This window comes from Ancylomarina salipaludis (assembly GCF_004122035.1).
In the GTDB taxonomy this organism is placed as follows: Bacteria; Bacteroidota; Bacteroidia; order Bacteroidales; family Marinifilaceae; genus Ancylomarina; species Ancylomarina salipaludis.
Map to the genome: position 1 here is coordinate 70228 of NZ_SAXA01000005.1, position 22548 is coordinate 92775.

The following is a 22548-nucleotide window of genomic DNA, read 5'->3' on the forward strand; positions in this document are numbered from 1 at the left end:
CGTTTACATATTTGTTGCATTCGCAGTATCTAATACTCTTTTAACTTTAATGACAACATCTATACGCCTGTTTTTTAACCTGCCATATTTTGTTTCATTGTTTTCAATAGGTTTACTTTCACCATATCCAACAGATGCAATATTTGACTGGTTATAATTCGGCATATTTGCCATTAAATATGTTTTTACTGCATCGGCTCTTTTTTGAGATAAAGTCAAATTCATACTATCCCCACCCTGAGAATCTGTATGCCCTTGAATGACAATTTGGCTTTCGGAGAATATATTGATGGCTTTTTGAACCTTGGACAATAAAAGGTAGTTTTCAGGTTTCACTTCGGCACTTCCTACATCAAAATTGAAACCGGTCATTCGTAGAATTATGTCATTCCCCTGACGAAATACACTGGCTTCAGTCAGATCAAACATATTAAAAACCTCATCAAATTTCTGACTAACCTTTTCTTCATAAGCTATTTGATCCTTCAACATCTTTTGTTTAGTTGTGGCATCAGCAATTTGTTCTTGTTGCTCACTTCCCATTGCTTCAATTTGTTGAATATTTGCAGCAATTTGCTTTGTTTGATTTGCATTGGTTGTTTCGCAAACATTTAGCATATGGTTAAGCTTGAAAATACTGTCTTTCAGAATATTTACATTTACCGATATTTTCTCAGCTGCGACACGGCTACCTTCATCAAATTTAACCGAAATACCAGTCACATCCCCAATTTGTGTGAGATACGATTCACCCTTTAAGATTAGATCTTCAATTTCCTTATCCTGATCATCAATCTTCTTAATATAGTTTACAAGATAAATAGCATGACTTGCTTCGTATTCTGCATTTTTTGCAAGCATACGTGGCTTATCGGTATCATAACGTTCCGTTTCTAAAGCTGTTTGTCCCTCTTTCAAACTCATTTTGGCTTTCTTCAGGGTTTTGGGGGCATATTTTTCGGCCCTCATATCTTCCGCATTGGCAATTAATTGTCTGGCACCATTAAACAAATTTGATTTAATCGCGGCAAGTTCTGCCTGACGGTATAAATCATATGCTTCCTTCCCTTTTTCTTTGGCCCGACTTGAATTACCTTTTTCGTATTGATGTGTAGCATCTATAAATTTATCTTCAGCTTCATTCCACATTGCCTTTTCGTATGTGTTTGCAGCTGCATCCAAGGCATCATCCCTTGCATTAAGAGTTTCAGAAAAAAGCACTTCCATTACATCAATTTCGCTGGTTGACTTTTGAAAATATTTAACAGCTTCTCTCAAATATTCTTTAATATCAGCCAGGTTATTATTGTTTTCATAAGTTGAATTGGCTTTTACGTAGTACTTTTTCCCTTCATTAAAATTTGAAGGAGATAATATTTCTGCCCGTTTGTCAATTGCGTATTGATATGCTTTCTTTGCATCATTAAATATGATTGTTTTAGCATCCTGAGCAAATAGATTATACGTGTAAAACAGACTTACAAGTACACTTATAATCAATAGTTTGGTTTTTGCAAATTTTTTCATAGTTGTATTTTTTTTATTGAAAAAATGAGTTCTTACAGCATCAGCAACTTTAGTCTAATCGCGCCAATATTAACCCGACCGATAATCTTATTGAGATTTATCGGGTTATGATAAATATTTATGGTGTTTTAAATATTTACTCTACTGAGAATTCGATGTGAAACTATTTCACTGTACAAAGGTGAGACCTTAAGTGCTAAAAAACATTACACAATTAGAGGAATAAGTTGCATAATTCTCACATTTTCAATCGATGTCAATGTCCTGTAGGATCGCTTTTGGGCATAAATCCGGATCAGTATAGAGAAGAAAACGTATTAAAAAAGAAAATAGCTATCTGGAAAACCGAATAGCTATTTAAATGCATATTTTTATTAATCTGTAATGCTTATTTAGGACGACACATTGTCAGATGTTTGATTTGATTCTGCAGCTCATGTTGAAATTTGAAAGAGGAGATTTTGTGTAGCTGGAGATAACTGCAATTATTAAAGAGCATGAGAGCTTCAAGCTCTTTGGTCAGGGCATGAGCAAAGGCTTCGGTTTTTACCAAGTCATCTTCCAGCACGAGATGTTTTTAGTCTGCTTTCGTTTCTTTGCTATATCTCTTTAGCAAAGCATAGGCTGTCAGCTATTTCCGCAAGCTTACCATACTTCTCAATCTGCCTGTAAGCATTCCTTGTATACAGCCTGTTTGCCTCAGGCTGATTCTTACCTGTGAATAATATACATCTGGAACTCCCCAATTCTTTAGCCCACTTCTCTAATTCAGACAGCATATGGGTTCCAATTCGTTTTCCTCTGACTTCAGGCGAAACATACATTCTCTTTATTTCCATGGTGTTCAGGTCGTATGCTGCTATGGCACCACATCCGATTGGCTTATCATTTTCATAAGCCAAAACAACGTATTTTATATTCGCAATTGTATTGAATTGAGATAAAGGATGATTCGCACCATCTCTTTCAGCAAGGTCAGAATTCAGCAATTGAACCAGTTTTATGAACTCTTGATTTTCGGAATTTGTTCTTACAATCGTTATCATATGCTTTTTATATGAGGCGCAAGCTACCCGCTGGATGCCTTATGTCCACTATTGTGGTCAGTTATTATTGATTATCAAAATCCAAGGCATTGAAGCGCATTTTTAAAACCTGCAGGTGTCGTTTGGTGTACTTGAATTGAGCTGCAGCCGTTAAAGTTCATAAAGGCGGCCAGTTCTTTTGCCAGGGCATGGGCAAAGGCCTCAGTTTTTACCAAGCCATCTTCCAGTACCAGATGCTTTATATGCAGCACGGCTGTCTTTCTGTCGGCTTTGCAGTCTATGCGAGCGACCAGTTTCCCATCCCATAAAATCGGTAAGGAGAAATAGCCATATTGGCGTTTGTCTTCGGGAAGATAGCACTCAATTTGATAGTTAAAATTGAAGAGAGCCTGCATGCGTTTTCGCTGAATCAGCAGGTTGTCGAAAGGAGAGAGGATCTTTAGTTTGCTTCGGGAAAGCGGTTTGTTCAGGAGCTCCAATGCATTGGGCAAGGCATAATAGCTGTTGCCGGCAGTCTGTATTTGTGTCAGTTCGCCATTGGCAAGCAACTCCTTAAGAGCGGCAGCAAGTTCTTTTTTAGTATTTTTCAGCAAAAAAGCGATTTCGGGAGCAAGTCCCAGTCCATTAGCTTCCAGATATCGTGTAACCAGAAAACGGGCATATTCCTCAGTTGTGGGGATGCGGGTATCTACCTCTTTGGGCAGAACCCGTTCGGTCAGGTCGTACACCTTATGGAAATTGTTGCGCAAAGGAATCATCAGTTCGCCCTGCATAAACAGGTGTTCCAGTGCACGTTTGGCAGGTTTGCTCATCCAGTCAAGTCGCTTTTTGCCTGTATGCTCAAAGTCTTTGGCCATTAAGGGGCCTTCGCTTTCAATTCGCTTGAGCACCTCACGCATCAATTTTTTATCGGGTTCGTACCAATGATTCTGCTCTCCACTGGCTATGGCCTGTTTGCGAACCAAGCTGTATCGGTAGTCGCTCATGGGCAGGTAGGCAGCTGCATGCGACCAGTATTCAAACACCTGCTTGTTGGCAATCAGCTGATCGAGATGGGCATTTTGGTAACGTGGGTTTCGATTCCATAAGGTATGGTGATGGGCCCGCTGCACCACCGAGATGGTGTCAATCTGAACATAGCCCAGCCGTTCGATAGCCGACAGGGTGGCGTCTAAGGCTGATCCTGTTTGTTTGGCAGGTGGCAACCCTTGCGAGAGCAGGACCAGTTTTCTGGCTTGTTGGGGTGAAAGGCTTTCTTTTTTTGTCATTGCTAAACTAAATGTTGTGTGCTGTATTTTTATGGCTTTAAGAACTGTTCGCTTGTTAAAACCGAGGCATAAAAATAGTTCAAAGCACTTAAAAAGGATTTTTGGACTTCACTTGCCTTGACCGTTTCATTATTTATTTCAAGATCTTTGGTTGCACAAGCATCTCCAATAACAAGGCATTCGAAACCAAAATCTTTTGCTGCTCGGGTTGTTGCATCCACGCACATATGGGTCATCATTCCACAAATAACCAATTTTTCGATACCCATATTTTTTAAATAATCCAGAAGATCAGTCTCTCTGAAACTATTGGGATAGTGCTTAATGATTATCTTCTCGTTATTTAGTGGGCTAACACGCTCATTAATCTCTGCTCCTGGTGTTTGGGGGATAAAAAAAGCAGACTCTGGTCGTGTTGATAGATGTTGAATATGAATGACGGGCATCTTATTTTTTCGAAAGGCATTTAATAGAAGCTTTGCATTGTCTCCGGCTTTTTCCGGATTGTAAAGTTCCATTTTACCGTCTTTAAAATAATCATTTTGAATATCAATTAATACTAAAGCTGTTTTCATATCTTTTACTTGTGCTTTTAATGAACAGATTGAAATGAGAAAGAATGCAATTACGATTGTTTTTTTCATTTTAAATGAGGATTAAATTTTAAAACAAAACTAACCGAACGCGATTAAACTTTCTCTTGATGCAGGTCAAGACTTTTTAATCTTGATAGCGTTTCAGGTCTCATTTTAAGATAAGAAGCTATAATGTATTGGGGAAATAATTGTTCGATTGAATGGCGTTGCTCAATTAAAAGCTCATATCTTTTCTTAGTTGAGAAGTTCATTAATGCCGTTTCTTTCAGGCATTTTCTGACAAAAAGCGTATCACTAAAAGCCTTAAAAAAGGTTAGCCAGTCTATAGACTTTTGTAAGTTTAAATATTTCTCATAGGGAATCACATATATTTCAACATCCATATTAGCCTTAAAGTTTGCCGGCGAAGGTGTTTGTGATAAAAAGCTTCGGTAGGATGAAATTAAAGATGAAGCTTGGTATAATTCGTTCACCTGTATGTCTGTATTATCATCTTCAAAAAAAGAATATAAACTTCCCGATTTAACGATCCCAATGTATGAACACACTTCACCTTCCCTAATGAAGAAATCATTTTTTTTCAGTCTTAATATTTCAGCTTCGTTTTTAAAATCGTTTTCAAACGCAACCGGAAGTTTTAGTTTCTCAAAGACTTGTTTTAATACTTGATTAGGTATCATCATTTTCAAATTAATAGTCAATTGTTTAAATTACCCCTTAAAATTCAAGCTTTTCCTGTCTAAAGCGTTTGAATATTTTTCCATCAAAAATTGTTCTTCTTATCCGGATTAGGTATTTCTCAACAATCAAATCTAAGCAAAATCGAAAACTATCAGCTTTATCAGGCTTGAAATTATGATTCGATATGCTTATTTATTTTGGAAAACAAGGGCAGGGCTATGATGATTTTGAAGCTGCTGTGGCGGAAAATGAATTGGTGCTTTTTACCGGAATGAAAAATCCTCTTATCAATGCGATAAGAGGATTTGGTCTTCTTTTGATTTATAAAATGGCTGTACTCTAGACTTCTTTTTTATTTCGGATTATTTTTTTCACAAAGCGACAGACCAGATTACCGATGCTATTTTGAATCAGGTTTTCGGGGTTCCAATTGTTTTTGGCATTTCGAACAAAGTGGCTCAGTTTGTAGTAAGCCAATTCCCGTTCAAGCTGAAGGCGATATTTCTCTTTTTCGATATCCTTAAGTGATCTGTATCTGTTCATCCGAAACTTTTTTTATCGTTAAGGGGCTTATACGTTTGTTATGTGAATTTAGTTTGTTTAATCCTGCTGCTTTTGACCGTATAGTATTTTATAAAAAAGTCTGATTAAAGGGCGCTCAATTAAGGGGCTTTTTAGCAAGTAAATCAGGCCTATCAATATCAGAAACAGGACGCCTGTTGCCACATAGCCTAATATTTCACTTTTTAAGATATCAGTCAGCCAAACTGCTGTTCCAAATCCGAAGAAGAGTAAGGCGAACATGGCCAGTAAAAAGAAGAGGCTTGTTAAGCATAGAGCTACAGTAAAACGAATAAGTTTTTCAAAAGCGGAAAACTTATAATAGTCTAGGTTGGAGTCGAAATACTCAGTCAGTAACTCTTTTAGTTGAGCGAATTGTTCCGGGATATTTTCCAATGCAACAGTTTTTTTTGTGAACTAATTTTTAGTAGGGAGAACCAATATGCTTATCAGGATCAGGTTTCTTTTTCTTTTTCCTTTCTTTTGAAGGAATCAATTTTTTTCTCCAGATCATCGATTAACTCATCGATTTTGTCCCGTACTTTTTCCATATTTTTCTCAAATGCGGCTTCAAATTCTTCTACTTTTTCTTTTGCCTTTTTCTTCATTTTCTTACGGGTTACTTCCCCTTTGTCCGGAGCATAAAGAATTCCTAAACCAACACCTATTGCGCAGCCTGCTAATAAAGCTGCAAAAAGACCACCTGAATTAGACATAATTTAATGTTTTAAATGAAACAATATAAATAGTAGAATGTTTTGATTCGTAATGTGTTACATAAAATTAGTGAATTGTGGGTTAGGAGTCAATTATTTTTTACCGATGATATCGGGTTTTTGATTTGTTTGTATTTTCTGGTGTATTGCTTAGGCAAGATACAGTTTGTTTGATCGAATCATTTGGTGGTGTGAAAATTAAAAGGTTGTAAATCTATTGTTTGCAGCCTTTTGTTTTTCCAATTCATTCGTCTTACCAGGGTTTTTCAAAGCTCGACTTATTAAAATCCTTTTTGTAATCTTTAAAAATACTAATCCTGGCATTTTTTAAGTTGAGTTGATCTTTTTCGCCGAATATTCTTGATAAAAGGGCTATGGGAGTCAGGAACAGATAGAAGATAAGAGATAAAACAATATTGGGAACGATAAGGCTCATGACCCAGGCCAGTTTCATCCACAAAAAGTCAATCTGTTTCGCCAGAAAAGGAGATACGATACCCAATATACCAATAATGACAGCTGCATTAAATGCCCATCTCCAATGACTGATAGAAAATACAATGAGCATCCCCACCGTAATTACCAAAACGGTTTTGATAGGATCCGATTTTGCTTGCATTTGTTTCATAGCGTTTAAAATATGGTGTAAATAAAAGGCGCAACGGCACTACTGCCTCCAAATACAATTAATAAACCAATCAGTAAAAGGATAATGATAATGGGTGCCAACCAAAATTTTTTTCGCTCTTTCATAAAGAGCCATAAGTCAGTTAAAAAATCCATCTGTCCATTTTTTTAGTTGCAACTATTTTATTGATACGATCAATACTGATGTTTACTTCATGTGTTATAAACACCCTTTTCGATCTTATCGTAATTCTTCATCGCTTTAGTCCATTTTGAATTGAACGGTCCATTTTTCTTTGTTCTCCCAATCAGGCTGATCGGTTTTGCGATACACAAAATTACCGATAACCAGATAATCCATTTCGGTGCTCATAAAGCAACGGTAGGCATCGTATGGGGTGCAAACAATGGGTTCGCCTCTGACATTAAAACTGGTATTGACAACCAATCCATATCCGGTTTGTCTTTCGAATTCGGTGATCAAATCCCAATAGCGGGGATTGGTTTCCTTATGAACGGTTTGCACACGAGCCGAGAAATCCAGATGAGTAATGGATTGAATATCGCTGCGGGTAAAATAGAGCTTATCCCAAAGGGGTAGCTGTGAATAATTCTCCGGCAATTCTTTTCGTCTCTCTTCCTTAACGGGAGCAACCAACAGCATGTAGGGAGAACCCGTATTCAGATCAAAATAATCGCTGCATTTTTCAGCCAGCACAGAGGGGGCAAAGGGTCTGAAGCCCTCGCGATATTTAATCTTAAGATTGAGTTTTTTTTGCATTTCCGGGTTTCGGGCATCTCCTAAAATACTTCTGTTTCCAAGCGCTCTGGGACCAAATTCCATTTTCCCCTGATACCAGCCCACCACATTGCCCTGGGTGAGTTGCGTAGCGGCAAATTCAGTTAAGTCAGCAAAGTTCTCGTAATAGTGGTGCACACTTTTCACCTTTCGGTTCATCATTTGTATTTCCTTTTCAGAAAATTCAGGTCCCAAATAGGCTCCCCGCATTTGATCTCTTTCCGGATCGAACAATCTTTCTTCCCCAAAATACATCGAGCTCACAGCTAAAGCTGCACCAAGGGCGCCGCCAGCATCACCAGCAGCGGGTTGAATGTAAATGTCATCAAATACATTTTCACGAAGCAGTTTGCCGTTTGCCACACAGTTGAGGGCAACGCCACCAGCCATGCAGAGGAAATTAGCGTCAGTTAATCTCTTTGCTTCTTTGGCCATTTTTATAACAATTTCTTCGGTAACTATTTGTATAGCGAGGGCCAGGTTGCAATGTTTTTGTTCGAGTTTTGCTTCGGGTTCGCGATGTTTAAAACCAAACAATTTTTCCCATTTGTCTTCTTTAACCATTCGTAAACCTGTGGCGTAGTTGAAATAGGATTGATCCAGCCAAATGGAGCCATCTTCTTTGATATCGATTAGATTTTTCTTGATCAGTTTCACAAATTTGTGGGTCTCATCAGCTTGCGGGTCACCATAGGGCGCCAGTCCCATAAGTTTGTATTCTCCGGAATTTACCGTAAAGCCAATATAGTAGGTAAACGCACTATAGAGTAGTCCTACTGAGTGAGGAAATTCCATTTCCTTTAAGATCTTAATCTGACCTTTTTCCCCAATTCCTATCGAAGCGGTACACCATTCGCCTACGCCATCAATGGTTAAGATGGCCGATTTTTCATAGGCGGAGGGTAAAAAAGCACTCGCAGCATGAGCCAGGTGATGCTCCGAAAATAAGAGTCTTAGCTTCTTTTTGTTGTAGGGGCCAATTTCTTTTAAACCGTTGTAAATTTGTTTCTTAAGAAACATCTTTTCGTTGATCCAAACAGGAATAGCCTTTAGGAAAGACAGGAGACCTTTGGGTGCAAAAGCATAATAAGTCTGCAAAAGTCTTTCGAATTTGAGCAGGGGTTTATCGTAGAAAACGACAGCATCCAATTCATCAATTTCAAGGCCGGCCTCTTCCAGACAATATTTGATTGCATGAGTCGGGAAATCAGGCGTGTGTTTGATTCGTGTAAATCGTTCTTCCTGAGCGGCCGCAATTATTTGTCCACCTATGGTTATGGCAGCAGCAGAGTCGTGATAAAACGCAGAGATTCCAAGGATTTTTTTCATCAATAACTATGTTTAGCTTGTAAGATAAGTTTATTCTCTAGTGTGTATTCAGCATATAACAGACATACGAACAGGCCTTGTTATTATAGTTTTCAATCTCCATAAAAATGGATTTCAATTATCCACCTCATATTTGATATGATGTTAAGCTTTGATCTGTAGTTAATTTAAGTATATTTTTCAAAAAAGATGTAAGTTATTTGATTAAAAAGATGTTTTTGTCCTTTACTTCTTTTCTCTTGTTGAATTATGACTTGGTCTGATATTGGATTCTGATACCAATTTGATCAGAAGATTTTTGTCTTTATTGAAAATGAATTCTCTTTTTTGAATGCTATTCGTTTTGAGTTAGTGATGGCAATTCATTTTGCGGAAGCTTATTTAAATCTCATCTGAATAACTTATATGTGTTTTAGAATATCCCGAAACCGATCCAATAAAAAACATAAATTCAGAGCTTTGATTAAAATTTAAGTACAAGTAAGATCTGCATAAAATGGATGTTTTTAAGCCCGTTTATACCGAACAAAACGATTGTCAGGATTGTTATAAATGCATACGCGAGTGCCAGTTGAAAGCCATAAAGGTGATTAATAATTCGGCACAAATTTTACATGAAGATTGTATTTATTGTGGCAGTTGCACCCTGGTTTGTCCTGTTAAAGCGAAAAAAGTTCGTAACGATTTAACGCGAGTGAAGTCTTTATTGAAACGTCACGATAAGGTGGTGGTGTCTTTAGCTCCCTCGTATATGTCAGAATTCCCAAATTTAAAGGATGAGCAATTGCTGGCTGCTCTTAAGGAGTTGGGTTTTGCTCATGTTTCAGAAACAGCATTGGGGGCAGAAGTGGTTTCGCAAAGGGTGAATGAATTTTTAGAAGAAAAACAATCCGGAATTTATATCTCTTCGGCTTGTCCTTCGGTGGTTGAAATGATTTGTAAGCATTTCCCTCAGTATAAAAATCATATTACACCTTTTTTATCGCCCTTGTTAACGCATTGTAAGTTGTTAAAACAGGAATATGGAGAGGATTGTAAAATTGTTTTTATTGGTCCCTGCATTGCAAAAAAATCCGAGAGTGATGCTTTTGGTGATTTACTCGAAGCCTCATTATCGTTTAAAGATTTGGCAGAATGGTTTGATGAAGAGGGCTTGGAGCCGGACTTGTTTTATGAGTCGGATACGGAATCAATGTTTGTTCCCCGACGGGCTGGAAGAGGAGCTTTGTATCCTATTGACGGTGGAATGATTGCCGGAATTAAGGCCAATGCTTCAACAACCGATGCGGTGTTTATGACCTTCTCGGGCATTAGCAGCATTTACGATGTGCTGAAGGATTTGAATTACTATCGCAAACCGGGTTTGTTGTTTTTAGAGCTTTTGGCTTGTGAGGGAGGTTGTATTAATGGACCTGGAACCCGAAAATCTTATTCCCGGGCATTGAAACGCCTGGAAATTATTAATCGGACCGAAGCTGAAGTTGGAGAGCAGTCAGCTGATTTTTCAATCGATAGGAATTTTGATAATATCAATGTTGCAAGTAAGCCTGAACATCCTGAAAATAAGATCAAGGAGGCTTTAAATATGATAGGCAAATATTCCGATAAGGACGAGATTAATTGTGGCGGTTGTGGTTACAATTCCTGCAGGGAATTTGCAAAAGCTTATCTTGAAGACAAATCGGAACCCAATATGTGTGCCTCTTATATGCGCAAAATTGCTCACGATAAGTCAACGGCTCTTTTGGGCAAGATACCTTCCGGTGTTTTGATTGTAAACGAAGATCTGAAGGTGGTTGAAGCCAATCAGAGTTTTGCCCGTATAATGGGCGAGGAGATGGAGCAATTATTTGAAACAATTCCGGGTTTGAAAGATGCTGATCTGAAGAAGATCGCACCATTTTACAAGCTTTTTTCATCGGTTTTAGCTACCGGGGAAGATAATCTGGAACGGGATTTCCGATTGGGCAATAAAATGTTGCATTTGAGCCTGTTTACCATACAACGAAATAAAATTGTTGGAGCCATTCTTCGCGATATGTCTCAGCCTTTTATTCAACAAGAAGAGGTAATTAACCGGGCCAAGGCTGTCAACCAAAAGAATCTGGAAACGGTTCAGAAAATTGCTTATCTGTTGGGGGAGAATGCATCTGAAACCGAGGATATGCTCAATTCGATTGTAGAGTTCTATACCCTTTCGGAGGATAAGAGCTAACTATAAAAGTTTGACGATATTGATGATTTTAAATCCCGAATCTTAAAGTAATGAGAATATGCATTCCGATTATTATATAGAAGTTGAGTGTTTGCAAAAGAATCCCGGCAAACAGGTGATTTGCGGCGATGTGTTTATGTCGGAGAAAATTAAAGAGGAGGGGCGCACGCTGCTGGTTCTTTCCGATGGACTGGGAAGTGGTGTTAAAGCCAATGTTTTGGGAACCTTGACGGCTTCAATGGTTTTGAATTACATGCGGGTGAATAAAGATATTCGAAAGGCAGCCGAGGTAATTATGAAAACCCTGCCTATCTGCAGTAAACGAAAAGCCAGCTATTCGACCTTCACTATTGTTGATATTGAATGCGATGGTGAAACACGTATCATTCGATATGATAGTCCTGAATGTTTGGTTCTAAGAGGCTTGGACGTATTTCAGCCTCAGTGTGAAGAATTGAGTCTTGAGGGGGCGAATAACTCTGGTAAGAGTTTGTTCTCCTATCGTTTTAGAGCAGAGAAAGAAGACCGAATTGTTTTTTGTTCTGACGGGGTGACTAATTCGGGAATGGGAACCAAACGTTTTCCCTTTGGATGGGGCCAGGAGAATTTAAATGAATTTGTAAGAGGGATGATCAGGCGCCAACCCTATTTATCTGCAAAGCAGTTGGGGCGCGCTGTGGTTGACAGAGCTGTGGCTAATTATGGTGCTGTACCAAAGGATGATACTTCATGTGCGGTTGTGTATTTGCGTGAACCCCGCGATTTGTTGCTTTGCACAGGACCTCCTTACAGCAAATCAAAAGATACACAGCTAGCCAAACGAGTGAGTGAATTCAAGGGGAAAAAGATCGCCTGTGGGGGGACAACGGCCAGTATTTTATCCAGAGAGTTTGGTGAAGAGCTGAAAATCGATTTGAATATCACAGATTCTGAATTGCCTCCTGTTTCTTACCTGAAAGGCTTGGATTTACTAACCGAAGGCATTCTGACACTGGGAAAAGTTCAGCGATTATTAAAAACGTACAACCAGAACACGGTTCTTCATCAGGGGCCAGCTGATCAGATTGTAAAATTGTTGCTTGAGAGTGATCGAATCGAGATTATTATCGGGACAAAAATTAATGTGGCGCATCAGGATCCCAATTTGCCTGTAGAGTTGGAAATTCGTCGAACAGTTGTGAAAAACATTGCGATGCTTTTGGAGGAAAAGTTTTTGAAAGATGTAGATCTTAGCTATATTTAAATGGTTGGAAGCTTGCGGCGGTGAAATCCGTTAATTTTTCGATAATCAAAATTAAAACAAAACATAATCAAACAATACCATGAGTGATAAAAAGGATGTTACCATTTGTTTGGGGAGTTCCTGTTTCTCAAGAGGTAATGGCAAGACATTACAGTCTGTAAAAGAATTTTTCGACAAGAATAATTTAACCGATTTGGTCTTTTTTCATGGAGAACTTTGTACAGGAAACTGTTCTGTTGGTCCAATTTTAAAGATTGAAGACGAAGTTTATAAAGAAGTTGATGCTGAAGGAGCCATTGATATCCTAAAAAAGGTGTTTGAAGAAGTCTAAAATTTCAATTCTGACTTTTGATTAGCCTTTTCTCACTCTAAAATTCGCAGTCTCATGCAACTGATTAAGACAAATAAGGATAAATGCAACCTGAGTTATACTTGTATTCGGGTTTGTCCTGCCAAGGCGATTAAAATTGAAGATAATCACGCTCATATTATCGCGAATCGGTGTATTGGTTGTGGAAACTGTGTGAGTATTTGCGCTCAGGATGCAATTGAGTATCGGAATGAAGAAGATTATGTGAAGGAGCTTCTCACGCGTGATGAGAAAGTTGTGGCCATCTGTGATCCAAGTATTTCCGGTGAATTTGATGATATTAATGATTACCGCCATTTTGTGGGGATGATTAGGGAGTTGGGGTTCGATTATGTGGTTGAGGCAGCTTTTGGGGCAGATTTGGTAGCCTTTAAGTATAAAGAGCTGTTCAATAATTTTCAAGGTAAATATTATCTATCAACAAAGTGCCCGGTATTAGTGAATCATGTAGAGCGGTATTATCCGGATTTGGTTGAGAATTTGGCGCCCATTGTCAATCCAATTATTGCGATGGCTAAGGTGGTTCGTGAAAAATATGGAGAGGATGTTAAAGTTGTTTCGCTTTCACCCTGTGTAGCGAGTAAGGATGATGTGAAATATTTTAATAAAAGCGACGGTGAGATTCAAGCTGTATTGAGTTTTATTGAATTGAGAAAACTCTTTAAGGAAAGTGGCATTACAGAGAAGAAGGTTGAGTTCTCAGAATTTGATCCGCCATTCGCTCGTATCGGCGGTCTTTTTCCGGTGAGCCATGGTTTGTTTCAGGCAGCTGAAATTGATAACAGCATGCTTCGGGGAAATATTATCAGCACTGAGGGACGTAATAATTTTCTTCGCTCTTTGGAAGAATTTCAAAGCAGTAGCAATCTGAACCAACATCTCGATCTTTTTTATTGTGATGGTTGTATTATGGGACCCGGGACATCAAAAGGAGGACGTAAATTTTCTCGTCGTTCGCAGGTTGTGCAATATGTGCGTAAGCGCTTAAACACCTTTGATGAAAAGCAATGGCAAAAAGAAATCGATACTTACAGTCATATGGATTTATCGCGGACATTTAAGGTGAAGGATATGAGACTCCCTATTCCTACTGAGGAAGAAGTGCAGGCAGTTCTCAATGAAATGGGGAAAAGTAAAATTGAAGACCAGTTAGGTTGTGGTTCTTGTGGTTACGAAACCTGCAGAAAATTTGCAGAAGCTAAGGTGCAGGGGATTGCCAAATTTGAGCAATGCTCATCGGTCACAATTAAAAATATGAATGCCTATATCAAGAAATTAGGCGAAACCAACGAAAAGCTCACTCAAACCAAGATTGCACTTAAAGAATCGGAAAGTAAAGCAAAGGAGGAACACCGACTAGCTGTTGAAGCCAGTGAAACGGTTTCAGCTATGCTTCAGAAATTGCCAACAGGCGTTGTGATTGTTGATGAAAATCTTAAAATTATTGAGTCGAACAATAGCTTTGTAAATCTCCTTGGAGAAGAAACCAAACTGTTGAATGAAATTATTCCGGGCTTGGTTGATGCTGATCTATCCAAGGTAATTCCGTTTCATCGCCTGTTTTCAACCGTATTAATGAATGGCGAAGATATTTTGAAAAAGGATGTGCATTTTGGAAGCCGCCTTTTCAATGTCTCCGTTTTCACTATCAAGAAGAATAAGGTTGTTGGTGGTATCATTCGTGATTTATTTGCGCCGGAGGTTCGAAAAGAGGAAGTGATCGATCGAGCTCGCGATGTGATTAAGGAGAATTTACAAACGGTTCAGCAAATTGCTTTTTTGTTGGGTGAATCGGCATCAAAAACCGAGAAAATTTTGAATTCCATCATTAAATCTCACACAACAGATAAGTAGATTCATTTATAACTGATATTAGCCTAAATAAACACTATAAATCCCTATGGAGGAAAAATTTCACCTGGATATAGATTGCCCGCAGTTGTTTCATTATGGTGACATGATCTGTGGTGATGTCTTTTTATCGCGACGAATTAAGGAAGAAAATCGGACAATCGTTATTCTTAGTGATGGGATGGGAAGTGGTGTGAAAGCTAATGTTTTGGCTACGCTGACTGCTTCAATGGCAATGAATTTTACCATTGAGCATAAGGATTTTAAAACCATTGCAGAGATTATTATGAACACGCTCCCTGTGTGTAGTGTGAGGAAGGTGAGCTATTCCACCTTTACTATTGTTGATATTGAATACGATGGTACGACGCGTATTATGGAGTTCGATAATCCAGATTGTGTCATTATGCGCGGTGATAAATTCTTTGATCCGGGTTGGGAGAATATTGAACTTGAAAGTGAGGAGAACAAAGGGAAAATATTAAGAGCCTGTCAGTTTATTGCCAGAAAAGAGGATCGAATACTCTTTTGGTCAGATGGAATTATGCAGTCAGGTATGGGAAGTCAAGCCTTTCCTTTTGGATGGGGTCTCGATAATGTGGTTGATTTTGTTAAGCAAATTATTAAATCGTCACCCTATATTTCGTCCAATGCACTTGGAAAAAAAATTGTCAAGCGTGCCTCACGTAACGATCAGGATGAACCCAAGGATGATACTAGTGCTGGTGTGATTTATTTTAGAGAGCCTCGTAAATTGTTACTTTGTACAGGGCCTCCGTTTGAAATGGATAAGGACTCGGAATTGGCAATGCGGGTTTATCATTTTAAGGGGAAGAAAATTATCTGTGGCGGGTCAACTGCTGAAATTATTGCCAGGGAATTAGGGCTGAAATTTGCCCCGGGTATGACAATAAGTGATCCGGAATTGCCTCCTATTGCCTATATGGAAAGTATCAATCTGGTAACTGAAGGCATTTTAACCATTGGTAAAGTTGCTCGGATATTAGAGGAATATGATTCCAATTACCAATTGGGAGAAGGACCAGCTGATCAGATCGTGCACTATTTGCTGCAAAGCGATCAGATCTCTATCATTAATGGAACACGAATTAATCTGGCGCATCAGGATCCTAACTTGCCGGTTGAGTTGGAGATACGACGTACGGTTGTGAAACGTGTTGTTCGCCTACTCGAAGAAAAATTTCTAAAGGATGTGAAATTGAATTTTATTTAAACTTCTGTAAACTTGGAAAGACAGTCAGATTAAGTACGCTGTTTGCCTTTAAAGTTCTATTCTTGTTTCCTTAGTTGAGTTCGATTAACGTGATTTCCGGTGGCATACCAATTCGGCCCGGGAAGCCGATATAACCAAAGCCTCGGTTGACATATATAAATTGCTTCCCTTCATTATATAAGCCACCCCAACGTGGGTATTTGTATTGCACAGGACTCCATTTGATTCCGGCACGTTCGATTCCGAATTGCATACCATGGGTATGACCGGCAAAGGTAAGATCGATATCAGTATCTAATACTTTTTCATCCCAGTGTGATGGATCATGGCTCATAAGAAGTTTGAATGGTAAGTCGTTCGTGTTTTTCATTGCAAGATCCAGATTGCCATGTTGAGGGAAAGGGGGCTTGCCCCAATTTTCCACACCAATCAGTGCTATTTCATCATCATTAATTTTTAGTCTTTCGGTTTCGTTCAATAGTAGTTTAAAACCCATTTCCTTGTGAAAATCTTTAATTCGTTTAAGATTTTCAGCTTTCTCTTCAGGTGATGACCAGTGAGAATAATCTCCGTAATCGTGATTTCCCAAAATTGAATATTTACCCATTGGGGCTTCCATTTTGTCTAATATTGGAGCCCAACCATCAGTTTCTTCGGCAAAGTTGTTCACTAAATCACCGGTAAATAGAATAATATCAGGATTTTGTTCGTTAATAAGCTCTACAGCTTTTTCAATTTTTTCGAAGTTCTTGTTAAAACTTCCTAAATGCATATCTGAAATCTGCACAATTCTGAGCCCTTGAAATGCCTTGGGTAAATTCGGGAAGTTCAGGCTTTCACGTATAATACGAAATTCGAATTTCCCTTTTGTAACCCCATAAAGGATCGAGGCAAAGGGGATTGCAGCCATAATTAGGCCCATTTGATATAGGAATTCGGAACGTTCCATTTTTCTTTTCGTTTTTGATTCAAACTTTTTTTCTTTCTTCACGTTTGTAAGGGCCCCAATGAGCCAGCTTACAGCTTTCTGCACATCTTTAAGTAAAACGAAAAGAATCAGAACAAACTTGGGTATATAAAATAGGGCAAATGCACCTATCAAATAGCTAAAATAGACGTATGCCTCTGCTCTTTGAACATATTTTATTCTGAAGAAGAAAAGAACAAATGCAGCAAAGATACCTAGTGAAATAGACCAGTAGAGTTGTTTTAACAGCTTTCTGATGAATTCAGGTTTTATTTTATTGATAAGCGGTTTTAGACCTCGATAGGTGTATAAATCCACGATAAACATGAAGATTAGAAGTGGAATGATTAAAAATACACTTGCTTTCATATTTGGTTTTTATCTTTAAATAACATCGACAAAGATAAGTTTTTTTCTTACTTAGTCGATTGATATCCATTGTGTTCATTTCTATAGCCATTTATTTCTGTTTAAATAACCGACTCAATTCCGGGATTGTTCGATTAAGAACTATTTTTTTTTCTGAAAATAAATTGATTAAAAATGATGAGTGCGACTAATTGCGTGAACCTGAATATGTTAAATCTGAAGTATTCATTAATCTATATAAAGACAGTATTTGATGAGTCAAATTTAATGTTAGTCTAAGTTATTTGTATTTTAGTCAAAATTTGGAAGTGCCTATCTTTATTATTAAATTGTGCATCCATTACAACTAATCTATGATCAAATTATACCCGAATGCTATTAGATAATTCCTTAATTATGAATGTGAAGAATAGAGTTAGCTCTTTGCATTATTGTCTTTTATTTATTGTTTTATTTTTACCTTTTAATCTGTTTTCACAAAAAATTAGAGAAACAAAACGACAACGAATCTGCCTAATTGATTCTTATAATAGTAATTTTCCAACTTATATTCATTCTGCGAAAGCAATTCAAGAATTTATAGACACAACGCATTATCAAATTGATGTGGAGTTTATGAATAGTAAAGAATTTGTTGATGATGTTTATGTTAAGCATTTTCATGATTTTTTGTCATATAAGTTGTCAAAAAGAAAACCCTACGACTTATTTCTGGTAGCTGATGATTATGCATTGGAGTATGTCTTGAAGTATGAGGAGGAATTGTGTCAGAATAAACCTATTGTTTTTTGGGGGATTAATAATCTCGATTTGGCCAGAAAACAAAATACAAACCCTAATTGTACAGGGATTGTTGAAGATATATCTATAAAGGAAACGATAAATCTTGCAAAGACGCTCAATCCCAAGCTTAAAGAAATGTATATCATTAGTGACAATAGCGAATCGGGTAAAACCGATTTGAAAAGGGTTATGAATACAAAAGGTTTGAACACCGAAATTAATGTTCATGAGCTTAATTTAGCGGAACTAAGTTTTTCGGAGTTTGAAAAGAATTTGCAGCAGTTAAAGGGCGAGAAGGCGCTTTTATTACTGTCTCTTTACAGAGATAAGAATTTTAAATATAAGCCCTTTTACGAAGGCTTGGATTTTATAAAGAAGAATAGTGATTTACCAATTTATCATTTATGGAAACATGGTTTGAATGATGGAATTGTAGGGGGTTATCTGATTCATCACTATAGACAGACACAGGAAGCTTTAAAAATTGCAGATCAGGTTCTTAAAGGGAAAGCCATCAAAGATATTCCGGTTTTGGATGAAAGTCCTAACCAGTGTTATTTGGATTATAAAGAATTGAAGAGGTCAAAACTGGTTCCCTCAGTGTTCCCGGATGATTGGATTGTAATCAATAAACCCAATTCGTTTATTCATATGAGCAGGAAGCATGTGTATTTGATTTTATCTGTGGGTTTATTGGTTTTTGGATTATTGTTTTTCTTTATTTATTATGCAAAAAGAGAAAACTTACTAAAAAAAGAGTTAATTCAGGCTCAGTTGGATGCCAGTAAGGTTGATGAGCTTAAGAATGCTTTTTTGAATAATATATCACACGAGATTCGTACTCCCATGAATGGGATTCTAGGTTTTGCCGAGTTTCTGGCTTCTCCAGATATTAGTATGGAAGATAGAGCCAGTTATTTGGATATCATTTCAGAAAATTCCAATCAGTTGTTAAATGTAGTGAATGAGATTGTTGATATTGCTAAAGTGCAATCGGGGCATTCAGATATAAAAATGGAGCCAATAGAAATTGACAGTTTGCTATCAAATATTGAGAGGGAATATAAAATCTTTACAGAACGAAAAAATTTAGAATTAAGAATTGTTTTAAGCAGTTGTGTAAAAAGGGTTTTTGCCGATCGCCTGTATCTTTTGAAAATATTTAGAAATCTTATCGATAATGCGATTAAATTCACTCATAATGGTTGTATTGAAATAGGTTATAACAAGAAGGGCGATTTTATTGAATTCTATGTTAAAGATACCGGGATTGGCATTTCAAAAGATTTGTTTAAAATTATTTTTGAGAATTTCAGACAAGTTCAGGAATCTGATATGCGTCAATACGGTGGATTGGGGCTTGGTTTGTCTATAACAAGGGCTTTTGTGAAATCAATGGGAGGAAAAGTATGGGTGGAATCTGTAGAGAATGAAGGTTCTTGTTTCTACTTCACACTTCCTTACGTAGATTATGATCCGGCATTGTTGATAAAACCGGATGTGTTTTGCGAAGTTAATTAGATATTTTCTATAAGTTGGTTTGTGAAGCCACAACTTTGTTTAAGCAAAGTTGTGGCTTTTATTAATCACAGAGTTCTATCAGGTTTTTTTCAATTACCTCTCTGTTTAATGTTTTTCCAATAAACACAATTTTACTTTCTTTGTCTTCATCTGTAGTCCATGGTCGCCCCACAGTTGCTTGAATTTGGGTATGAACCGATTGCAGAAGAATTCGATTTTCTACTCCTGAGATGTTTAAAATCCCTTTTACACGATAGATAGTATCTGAATTGAATTGCAGAAAAGCATCCAGCCAGCCACCAAATTTTAATTGATTGAATGGACGTTTACTTTTAAAGCAGAAATTCTCAATACTGTGCTCGTGTTTTGTATCAGTTTGACCTTCCAACGAGAATAGAAATTGATAGATGTTCTGAGGATTATAGGCATAAACATCCAGTAATTGTTTGTCTTTAATATCGGATTGACTTGTTTTGTAAATGTTTGCAGTAGGGTTTATCTCTTTAAGGTTTGAATTGAGTTTGTCTATGGCTTCATCCGTGGCTAAATCAATTTTATTGACTATAAGAGTATCTGCAATGGCAATCTGTTTGTTGAGAACTTCTTCATTCTTTAAATCCTGATTCGCATTAGCTGCATCAACCAAACAGATGACTGAGTCGAGTTCAAACTTCGCTTTAATACCCGGGTCAGAAATAAATGATGCTAAAATATTGCCTGGGTCAGCAATCCCGGTTGTTTCAATTAAGAGATGATTGAACTTGTGATTGGTTTTGATCAGGTTTTCGAGTACCAGAAAGAGTTCGGTGTTTAGATTACAGCAGATACAGCCGTTGCTTAGTTCAAATAAGTTTTGATCCTTAATGTTTGTGACAAGTTCAGAATCGATGTTTTCTTCGCCAAATTCATTTTCTATGACAACGAATTTTTTGTTCTTATATTTTTTAATCAGGTTATTTAAAAGGCTGGTTTTTCCTGCACCTAAAAATCCAGTGATAACCGTTACAGGTATCTTACTCATATAGTGTTGCTAAAATCGTCTTGTTAATAGTGAAATGGAGGCTTATAAGTTTTGGGTGATCAATTAAAATTTTTCCCAATGCACAATTTCTTCCAGGCTTTTTCTCTTCTTTACAGGTTGTTTCTCTAAATCAGGATAACCTAATGACAGGATGGCAACAGGCTCAATATGCTCAGGAAGATTAAAGAAATCACGACATTTTTGGACATGAAAATTGCAAATCCAGCAGGTTCCAAGACCGAGTTCTGTTGCTTGCAGAGTCATATGATCGGTTGTGATAGCTGCGTCAATATCGGCATGATCTTTTTCATCTTCAGCGCGTTTCCACGATTTGCTGTGGTCGGAACAAATTACAATGTATACGGGTGCTTCGTTAAACCAGTCACGATGATAAATTTCAGAAAAATTGGCATGATTTTCTTTTTCTCGAATCACAATGAAATGCCAGGGTTGAAAGTTGACGGCAGAAGGGGCATATTGTCCGGCTTCAAGTATCTGCAGTAATTTTTCTTCTTCGACCTCTTTATCTAAGTAGGCACGAACCGAGTAGCGGTTTTTGATAATATCAATCAAACTCATAGTAGTCTTTTTTAATTCTTTGTAAAAATACGAATTTTTCAGGTCCATTAAAGTTTCTATTTATAACTTTGCAGGCCTAATTTATACATGCATTATGCTGAAGGAACTCAAACAAAATAAAATGTATGCCTATTTGATGCTATTGGTGGTTGCTGCAACAGCAGGCCATCAGGCTTGGCGTACACTCTTTAATAATTTGGCCGTTGACGAAGTTGGAATTAATGGCTTTCAACTTGGGGTGATTCAATCTGTTCGTGAAATTCCTGGTTTTTTAGCTCTTCTGGTGATTTACGTTTTGTTTTTTGTGCGCGAACATCGCTTGTCAGCTATTTCGGTATTGTTGGTTGGTATAGGTGTTGCCATGACAGGTTTTTTCCCTTCGTTTTATGGACTGATTTTTACGACCCTAATCATGTCGATTGGCTTTCATTATTTCGAAACGACGAATAAATCTTTAACGCTTCAATATTTTAATTTCGAACAGGCTCCTCATGTGTTTGCAAAACAGAAGAGTTGGGCAGCTGTTGCCAATGTTGCTATGGGGGCTTTTATTTGGTTGTTGGCAGGCCATTTATCGCTGCAAATGAATTTTATTGTTGCGGGTGTCTTAATTACACTGTTGGCAATTTGGGCTTTTTTCTGGAAACCGGAAAACAAGAATATCCCTGCTCAGAATAAAGGGATGGTGCTCCGAAAGCGCTATTGGTTGTTCTATGTTTTGAACTTTTTAAGTGGAGCACGCCGTCAGATTTTTGTAGTTTTTGCCGTGTTTATGTTGGTTCAGAAATATCAATTTAGTGTGCAAAATATTGCTTTGCTTTTTATCATTAATAACATCATCACTTATTTTATATCGCCTTACATTGCCAAGGGTATAAATCGGTTTGGAGAGCGTAAAATGCTCAGTTTGGAATACATTAGTTTGATTTTTGTGTTCCTGGGTTATGCTTTTATTGAGAATGGATTGGTGGTTGCAATTCTTTATATTGTCGATCATATCTTTTTTGGTTTCTCTATGGGAATCAATACCTATTTTCATAAAACTGGAGACAAGAAAGATATTGCGCCTTCGATGGCCGTTGGCTTTACCATAAATCATATATCGGCAGTTGTGATACCGGTTTGTGGTGGTTTACTGTGGATGTGGCATTGGCAAATTCCTTTTATTGCAGGAGCAATTTTATGTGTTGTATCTCTTGTGTTTGTTCAAAAAATTAAAATAGAAAATTAAGTTTCTAATAGAAC

The 22548-nt window shown here is 37.5% G+C and carries 22 protein-coding genes; 8 read left to right on the plus strand and 14 right to left on the minus strand.

What is annotated here, in order from left to right:
* Positions 1–3: 3 nt before the first annotated feature.
* The 5 genes from EO244_RS06955 to EO244_RS06975 all read right to left on the minus strand — a co-directional run bounded on the left by EO244_RS06955 (position 4) and on the right by EO244_RS06975 (position 5117).
* Positions 4–1527, minus strand: a complete 1524-nt coding sequence (locus tag EO244_RS06955; RefSeq protein ID WP_129253938.1) for an OmpA family protein — start codon at positions 1525–1527, stop codon at positions 4–6.
* Positions 1528–2126: 599 nt separating this feature from the next.
* The gene (locus EO244_RS06960) at positions 2127–2573 is read right to left on the minus strand and encodes a GNAT family N-acetyltransferase (RefSeq protein ID WP_129253939.1); all 447 of its coding nucleotides are present in this window, start codon (positions 2571–2573) and stop codon (positions 2127–2129) included.
* Between the two features lie 74 nt (positions 2574–2647).
* A complete protein-coding gene (locus EO244_RS06965) occupies positions 2648–3841 on the minus strand; it encodes a winged helix-turn-helix domain-containing protein (RefSeq protein ID WP_129253940.1) in 1194 nt (397 codons plus the stop codon).
* Between the two features lie 29 nt (positions 3842–3870).
* Positions 3871–4485 carry a cysteine hydrolase family protein gene (locus EO244_RS06970; protein ID WP_206734510.1) on the minus strand — a complete coding sequence of 205 codons (615 nt, stop codon included), beginning with the start codon at positions 4483–4485 and terminating at the stop codon, positions 3871–3873.
* A 44-nt stretch (positions 4486–4529) separates the two neighbouring features.
* The gene (locus EO244_RS06975) at positions 4530–5117 is read right to left on the minus strand and encodes a Crp/Fnr family transcriptional regulator (protein ID WP_164977435.1); all 588 of its coding nucleotides are present in this window, start codon (positions 5115–5117) and stop codon (positions 4530–4532) included.
* A 185-nt stretch (positions 5118–5302) separates the two neighbouring features.
* On the opposite strand from EO244_RS06975, the gene EO244_RS16910 reads away from it, so the two are divergent.
* Positions 5303–5461, plus strand: a complete 159-nt coding sequence (locus EO244_RS16910; protein ID WP_164977436.1) for a hypothetical protein — start codon at positions 5303–5305, stop codon at positions 5459–5461.
* Here the strand turns inward: EO244_RS16910 and EO244_RS06980 are convergent.
* From EO244_RS06980 to EO244_RS07000, 6 genes are all read right to left on the minus strand, one after another.
* A complete protein-coding gene (locus EO244_RS06980) occupies positions 5458–5661 on the minus strand; it encodes a hypothetical protein (protein WP_129253942.1) in 204 nt (67 codons plus the stop codon). The two genes, EO244_RS16910 and EO244_RS06980, sit on opposite strands and share 4 nt — an antisense overlap.
* A 57-nt stretch (positions 5662–5718) precedes the next feature.
* Positions 5719–6075 carry a hypothetical protein gene (locus tag EO244_RS06985; protein WP_129253943.1) on the minus strand — a complete coding sequence of 119 codons (357 nt, stop codon included), beginning with the start codon at positions 6073–6075 and terminating at the stop codon, positions 5719–5721.
* Between the two features lie 59 nt (positions 6076–6134).
* Positions 6135–6395 (minus strand): YtxH domain-containing protein, encoded by a 261-nt coding sequence (locus EO244_RS06990; RefSeq protein ID WP_129253944.1) that lies wholly within the window; start codon positions 6393–6395, stop codon positions 6135–6137.
* Positions 6396–6648: 253 nt separating this feature from the next.
* Positions 6649–7023, minus strand: coding sequence for a hypothetical protein (locus tag EO244_RS06995; RefSeq protein ID WP_129253945.1), 375 nt, complete (start codon positions 7021–7023; stop codon positions 6649–6651).
* Between the two features lie 5 nt (positions 7024–7028).
* Positions 7029–7178 carry a DUF5989 family protein gene (locus EO244_RS16915; RefSeq protein ID WP_164977437.1) on the minus strand — a complete coding sequence of 50 codons (150 nt, stop codon included), beginning with the start codon at positions 7176–7178 and terminating at the stop codon, positions 7029–7031.
* Positions 7179–7284: 106 nt separating this feature from the next.
* A complete protein-coding gene (locus EO244_RS07000) occupies positions 7285–9150 on the minus strand; it encodes a carbamoyltransferase family protein (protein ID WP_129253946.1) in 1866 nt (621 codons plus the stop codon).
* A gap of 496 nt (positions 9151–9646) precedes the next feature.
* Between EO244_RS07000 and EO244_RS07005 the strand changes: the two genes are divergently transcribed.
* The 5 genes from EO244_RS07005 to EO244_RS07025 all read left to right on the plus strand — a co-directional run bounded on the left by EO244_RS07005 (position 9647) and on the right by EO244_RS07025 (position 16063).
* The gene (locus tag EO244_RS07005; RefSeq protein ID WP_129253947.1) at positions 9647–11365 is read left to right on the plus strand and encodes a [Fe-Fe] hydrogenase large subunit C-terminal domain-containing protein; all 1719 of its coding nucleotides are present in this window, start codon (positions 9647–9649) and stop codon (positions 11363–11365) included.
* A 58-nt stretch (positions 11366–11423) separates the two neighbouring features.
* The gene (locus tag EO244_RS07010) at positions 11424–12608 is read left to right on the plus strand and encodes a SpoIIE family protein phosphatase (RefSeq protein ID WP_129253948.1); all 1185 of its coding nucleotides are present in this window, start codon (positions 11424–11426) and stop codon (positions 12606–12608) included.
* A 79-nt stretch (positions 12609–12687) separates the two neighbouring features.
* Positions 12688–12939 (plus strand): (2Fe-2S) ferredoxin domain-containing protein, encoded by a 252-nt coding sequence (locus EO244_RS07015; protein ID WP_129253949.1) that lies wholly within the window; start codon positions 12688–12690, stop codon positions 12937–12939.
* A 54-nt stretch (positions 12940–12993) separates the two neighbouring features.
* Complete coding sequence (locus EO244_RS07020) at positions 12994–14832, plus strand: [Fe-Fe] hydrogenase large subunit C-terminal domain-containing protein (protein ID WP_129253950.1); 1839 nt, start codon at positions 12994–12996, stop codon at positions 14830–14832.
* Between the two features lie 46 nt (positions 14833–14878).
* Positions 14879–16063 (plus strand): SpoIIE family protein phosphatase, encoded by a 1185-nt coding sequence (locus EO244_RS07025; protein ID WP_129253951.1) that lies wholly within the window; start codon positions 14879–14881, stop codon positions 16061–16063.
* Between the two features lie 70 nt (positions 16064–16133).
* Here the strand turns inward: EO244_RS07025 and EO244_RS07030 are convergent, their stop codons facing one another.
* On the minus strand, positions 16134–17399 hold the full coding sequence (locus EO244_RS07030) for a metallophosphoesterase (protein ID WP_129253952.1): 1266 nt from the start codon (positions 17397–17399) through the stop codon (positions 16134–16136).
* A 615-nt stretch (positions 17400–18014) separates the two neighbouring features.
* Between EO244_RS07030 and EO244_RS07035 the strand changes: the two genes are divergently transcribed.
* Complete coding sequence (locus EO244_RS07035) at positions 18015–19703, plus strand: sensor histidine kinase (protein ID WP_164977438.1); 1689 nt, start codon at positions 18015–18017, stop codon at positions 19701–19703.
* 61 nt (positions 19704–19764) lie between these two features.
* Here the strand turns inward: EO244_RS07035 and EO244_RS07040 are convergent, their stop codons facing one another.
* Both EO244_RS07040 and EO244_RS07045 read right to left on the minus strand, forming a co-directional pair.
* Positions 19765–20724, minus strand: a complete 960-nt coding sequence (locus tag EO244_RS07040) for a CobW family GTP-binding protein (RefSeq protein WP_129253954.1) — start codon at positions 20722–20724, stop codon at positions 19765–19767.
* 63 nt (positions 20725–20787) lie between these two features.
* Entirely contained in the window at positions 20788–21303 is a 516-nt protein-coding gene (locus EO244_RS07045; RefSeq protein ID WP_129253955.1) for a nitroreductase family protein, read from the minus strand.
* A gap of 94 nt (positions 21304–21397) precedes the next feature.
* On the opposite strand from EO244_RS07045, the gene EO244_RS07050 reads away from it, so the two are divergent.
* Positions 21398–22534, plus strand: coding sequence for an MFS transporter (locus tag EO244_RS07050; RefSeq protein WP_206734511.1), 1137 nt, complete (start codon positions 21398–21400; stop codon positions 22532–22534).
* The last annotated feature ends 14 nt before the right edge of the window (positions 22535–22548 follow it).

Excerpts from the sequence above, each read along its gene's own strand:
- EO244_RS07020 (WP_129253950.1), top strand. The coding sequence starts at position 12,994 with ATGCAACTGATTAAGACAAATAAGGATAAATGCAACCTGAGTTATACT.
- EO244_RS06980 (WP_129253942.1), bottom strand. The coding sequence starts at position 5,661 with ATGAACAGATACAGATCACTTAAGGATATCGAAAAAGAGAAATATCGC.
- EO244_RS06975 (WP_164977435.1), bottom strand. The coding sequence starts at position 5,117 with ATGATACCTAATCAAGTATTAAAACAAGTCTTTGAGAAACTAAAACTT.
- EO244_RS07010 (WP_129253948.1), top strand. The coding sequence starts at position 11,424 with ATGCATTCCGATTATTATATAGAAGTTGAGTGTTTGCAAAAGAATCCC.
- EO244_RS06965 (WP_129253940.1), bottom strand. The coding sequence starts at position 3,841 with ATGACAAAAAAAGAAAGCCTTTCACCCCAACAAGCCAGAAAACTGGTC.
- EO244_RS06960 (WP_129253939.1), bottom strand. The coding sequence starts at position 2,573 with ATGATAACGATTGTAAGAACAAATTCCGAAAATCAAGAGTTCATAAAA.
- EO244_RS06990 (WP_129253944.1), bottom strand. The coding sequence starts at position 6,395 with ATGTCTAATTCAGGTGGTCTTTTTGCAGCTTTATTAGCAGGCTGCGCA.
- EO244_RS06955 (WP_129253938.1), bottom strand. The coding sequence starts at position 1,527 with ATGAAAAAATTTGCAAAAACCAAACTATTGATTATAAGTGTACTTGTA.
- EO244_RS07035 (WP_164977438.1), top strand. The coding sequence starts at position 18,015 with ATGAATAGTAAAGAATTTGTTGATGATGTTTATGTTAAGCATTTTCAT.
- EO244_RS07030 (WP_129253952.1), bottom strand. The coding sequence starts at position 17,399 with ATGAAAGCAAGTGTATTTTTAATCATTCCACTTCTAATCTTCATGTTT.
- EO244_RS07025 (WP_129253951.1), top strand. The coding sequence starts at position 14,879 with ATGGAGGAAAAATTTCACCTGGATATAGATTGCCCGCAGTTGTTTCAT.
- EO244_RS07005 (WP_129253947.1), top strand. The coding sequence starts at position 9,647 with ATGGATGTTTTTAAGCCCGTTTATACCGAACAAAACGATTGTCAGGAT.
- EO244_RS16915 (WP_164977437.1), bottom strand. The coding sequence starts at position 7,178 with ATGGATTTTTTAACTGACTTATGGCTCTTTATGAAAGAGCGAAAAAAA.
- EO244_RS16910 (WP_164977436.1), top strand. The coding sequence starts at position 5,303 with ATGCTTATTTATTTTGGAAAACAAGGGCAGGGCTATGATGATTTTGAA.
- EO244_RS06995 (WP_129253945.1), bottom strand. The coding sequence starts at position 7,023 with ATGAAACAAATGCAAGCAAAATCGGATCCTATCAAAACCGTTTTGGTA.
- EO244_RS07015 (WP_129253949.1), top strand. The coding sequence starts at position 12,688 with ATGAGTGATAAAAAGGATGTTACCATTTGTTTGGGGAGTTCCTGTTTC.
- EO244_RS07050 (WP_206734511.1), top strand. The coding sequence starts at position 21,398 with ATGCTGAAGGAACTCAAACAAAATAAAATGTATGCCTATTTGATGCTA.
- EO244_RS07040 (WP_129253954.1), bottom strand. The coding sequence starts at position 20,724 with ATGAGTAAGATACCTGTAACGGTTATCACTGGATTTTTAGGTGCAGGA.
- EO244_RS06970 (WP_206734510.1), bottom strand. The coding sequence starts at position 4,485 with ATGAAAAAAACAATCGTAATTGCATTCTTTCTCATTTCAATCTGTTCA.
- EO244_RS07000 (WP_129253946.1), bottom strand. The coding sequence starts at position 9,150 with ATGAAAAAAATCCTTGGAATCTCTGCGTTTTATCACGACTCTGCTGCT.
- EO244_RS07045 (WP_129253955.1), bottom strand. The coding sequence starts at position 21,303 with ATGAGTTTGATTGATATTATCAAAAACCGCTACTCGGTTCGTGCCTAC.